This is a genomic window from Streptomyces thermovulgaris (assembly GCF_002155915.1).
GTDB classification, from domain to species: Bacteria; Actinomycetota; Actinomycetes; order Streptomycetales; family Streptomycetaceae; genus Streptomyces; species Streptomyces thermovulgaris.
Map to the genome: position 1 here is coordinate 1 of NZ_MUME01000374.1, position 3626 is coordinate 3626.

Below are 3626 nucleotides of genomic sequence, written 5' to 3' on the forward strand. Positions count from 1 at the left end.
GTGTGCACACCCGCCCGCCGCGCCGTCCGTGCGGCGGGCGGACCGCTTCCGTCCCGGGTCACCGCCCGGTGACGTCCCCGGGCGCCCCCGTCACCGGCGGCTCGCCCAGCTCCGCCAGCGCCGCCTGCGCCTCGGGCACGGCCAGCGGGGAGAAGCAGGGGTTGGTCCGCAGCGCCCTCTCCAGATGCCGCCGGGCCGGACCGGGCCGCCCCAGGCTCCGCTCGATCATCCCCCGGTGATAGGCGTACAGCGCGTTGCGCACCCCGCCGCCCCCGGCCGTCTCCGTGGCCCTCCGGGCGAACGTCAGCGCCTCCTGGTCCCGCCCGGCCCGGTGCAGCGCCCACGCCAGGGCGTCGGCCACCGCCGTCCCCGGCTGCCGCCGCCACTCGGCGCGCAGCCGCCGCACCGCGGACTCGGGGTCGCCGTGGTCCGCCTCGAACCGTCCCAGCACCAGTTCCTCGTCGACGCCGGCCGCCGCGCTGTGCCGGATGCGCGTCCGCAGCAGGGCGTACTGCGCCGCGGCCTCCTGCCGCCTCCCCAGCGACTGGTACAACTCGCCCAGCTCCAGGAGGTGTTCGGGCCGCGGCTGCTGCGCCAGCGCCCTGCGGTACGCCGTCAGCGCCTCCGCCGTGCGGCCCAGCGCGGCCAGCGTCCGCCCCCGTCCGGCCTCCGCCGTCCGCAGGCCGGGGTCGAGCCGCAGCGCCGTGTCGAAGTACCGCAGCGCCTCCCTGAGGTTCCCGCGCTCGAACGCGATGCGGCCGGCCTGCTCCAGATACGCGGCCCGCTCGACGGGCGAGGCCGCCGAGGCCGCCGCGTCCGACAGCTGGGCCGCCGCGTCCTCGCGCCAGCCCCGGCTCCAGTACACGGCCGCCGCCTTGGCCATCACGGCCGGGGAGCGGTGCCGGCGCAGCAGCTCGTCGAGGGCCTCCTGGGCGGCCTCGTGGTCGCCCAGCCCGAGGAAGGCGTCGATCAGCAGCGCATACGCCGTCCACCGCCCGGGCTCCACCCGCAGCGCCTTCTCGCCCCAGGAACGGGCCGCGGCGAAGTCCCGCCGCTCGTTCGCCAGCGCCGCCAGCCCCTCCAGTGCCCGGACGTTCCCCTCCGGGCGCAGCCGCAGCGAGGTGCTCAGCGCCGCCTCGGCCCTCGTGTAGTCCGCGCCGTCGGCCGTGCGCCGCCCCCGTTCGACGTAGGCGACCCCGAGCACCGCCCAGGCCCGCGCATCCCGCGGCTGCGCCCGCAGATGCCGCTCCCGCTCGGCGATCAGCGCCGTCAGCCCGGGCGGCGAGGCCGGTGCGCCGGCACTCAGCGCGGTCAGCGCCGCCCGCCCGGGACCCGGTCCGGGCGCCGGCGCGGGCGCCCTCACCGCGGGCCGCTCGACCGGTGGCGCCAGCAGCACCGCACCGAGCACGCCGCCCGCCACGAGCAGCACGAGGAGCACCCGGCGCAGCAGAGGAGGCAGAGGGAAGGGGCGGCGCGGCCGGACCGGCGGCGCCGGGGCCGGGCTCTGCAGAGGGTTCTCCATGGCGCACACTGTGCGTCAATACGACTATCGCAATCCGGAAGGCGGAGGGACGAGGCCCACGGGTTCACACCGATGGCCGTGAGTGCGACGCTGTGTTCGTGAGCCGTACAACAACCGTCCCCGACGAAGCCCGGGGCAGCCTCACCGACCGGCTCCTCGCGGGCCTGCCGGCCGATGCGGTCCTCAGCGATCCCGACGTCACGGTCTCCTACGCCAACGACATGGCGAGCTTCTGCCCGTCCGGCGTCCCGGCCGTCGTCGTCCTGCCGCGCACGGTGGAAGAGGTGCAGCACGTCATGCGCACCGCCACCGAGCTGCGCGTCCCGGTGGTCCCGCAGGGCGCCCGCACCGGCCTGTCCGGCGCGGCCAACGCCTCCGACGGCTGCATCGTGCTGTCCCTGACCAGGATGGACCGCATCCTGGAGATCAACCCGGTCGACCGGATCGCGGTCGTCGAGCCGGGCGTCGTCAACGCCGTGCTGTCCCGCGCGGTGGGCGAGTACGGGCTGTACTACCCGCCGGATCCCTCCAGCTGGGAGATGTGCACCATCGGCGGCAACATCGGCACCGCCTCCGGCGGCCTGTGCTGCGTGAAGTACGGGGTCACCGCCGAGTACGTGCTCGGCCTGGACGTGGTCCTGGCCGACGGGCGGCTGATGTCCACCGGCCGCCGCACCGCCAAGGGCGTCGCCGGCTACGACCTGACCCGGCTGTTCGTCGGCTCCGAGGGCTCGCTCGGCATCGTCGTGCGCGCCGTTCTGGGACTGAGGCCGAAGCCGCCGCAGCCGCTGGTGCTGGCCGCCGAGTTCGCCTCCGTGACCGCGGCCTGCGACGCGGTGTGCCGGATCATGGCGGAGGGACATGTGCCCTCGCTGCTGGAGCTCATGGACCGCACGACGGTGAAGGCCGTCAACGACTTCGCGCACATGGGCCTGCCGGAGAGCACCGAGGCGCTGCTGCTGGCCGCCTACGACACCCCGGACCCGGCCGCCGACCTCGCCGCGCTCGGCGCGCTGTGCGAGGCGGCCGGTGCCACCCAGGTCGTGCCCGCCGACGACGCCGCCGAGTCCGAGATGCTGCTGCAGGCGCGGCGGCTGTCGCTGACCGCGCTGGAGGCGGTCAAGGGCACGACGATGATCGACGACGTGTGCGTGCCGCGGTCCCGGCTCGGCGAGCTGCTCCAGGGCGTCGAGCGGATCGCCGAGAAGTACCGGCTCACCATCGGGGTCTGCGCGCACGCCGGCGACGGCAACACCCACCCGACCGTCTGCTTCGACGCCCGCGACCCCGACGAGTCGCGGCGCGCCCGTGAGTCCTTCGACGANNTCACGGGCGAGCACGGGGTGGGCGTGCTGAAGAAGGAGTGGCTGGCGCGGGAGATCGGCCCGGTGGGGATCGAGATGCAGCGGGCGATCAAAAAGGTCTTCGATCCCCTGGGCATCCTCAACCCTGGCAAACTGTTCTGATCACGGCTGTTGAGTACATGTGCGAGGTTGCCCGGAAAGGAGTAGGTCCGGACGGACCTGCGGTACCGGGCGCCCCGGTCTGGTAGATGTGGAGCCCCCATACGACCCCCGAGCAGACATGGGACGACGGACATGAGCGCCCCGACCCCGGCACCCGGTGAGGACAGGCCCCGCGAGGGGTGGTACCCGGACCCGTCCATTCCTGGATACGTCCGGTACTGGAACGGCTCCGCCTGGGTACCGGGCACCAGCCGGCCGGCACCGGCCAAGGGCGAGCGGCTCGGCCCGCCGCCCGGCGTGCGCCCCGCGCAGCCCGCGGCGGTCGAGGAGACGGGCCCCCACTTCTTCGACGAGGACCCTCCCGAGTCCGCACCCGAACCGGACCCGGCCCCGGGCGAGCCGGCGCCGGCGTGGGGCGCCGTCCCCTCCCAGCAGTCCGGCCCCGGCGGCGACCGGGACCGCCGTGTCTCCTGGGGAGCCGACCCGAGGATCTCCCACATGGCGCAGGCCCGCCCCTCGGGAACGCCGGGCGACGACTCCGGCGCCCCGGCTCCGGCCGCCCCGGTCGACCGGAAGACGATGACCTTCCGACCGGTGGCGCCGAAGACCTTCCCGGCCCAGGGCGCCTCCGCCCCGGG

The 3626-nt window shown here is 75.3% G+C and carries 3 protein-coding genes; 2 read left to right on the forward strand and 1 reads right to left on the reverse strand.

Annotation, left to right across the window (positions count from 1 at the left end; genetic code table 11):
- Positions 1-58 precede the first annotated feature (58 nt).
- Positions 59-1522 (reverse strand): tetratricopeptide repeat protein, encoded by a 1464-nt coding sequence (locus tag CCN35_RS24435; RefSeq protein ID WP_067388115.1) that lies wholly within the window; start codon positions 1520-1522, stop codon positions 59-61.
- Between the two features lie 92 nt (positions 1523-1614).
- Here CCN35_RS24435 and CCN35_RS24440 point away from each other — a divergent pair, with 92 nt between their 5' ends.
- A complete protein-coding gene (locus tag CCN35_RS24440) occupies positions 1615-2988 on the forward strand; it encodes an FAD-binding oxidoreductase (RefSeq protein WP_086794374.1) in 1374 nt (457 codons plus the stop codon).
- A 132-nt stretch (positions 2989-3120) separates the two neighbouring features.
- Positions 3121-3626: DUF2510 domain-containing protein (locus CCN35_RS24445; RefSeq protein WP_143631786.1), on the forward strand; the 506-nt coding region annotated here is incomplete at its 3' end.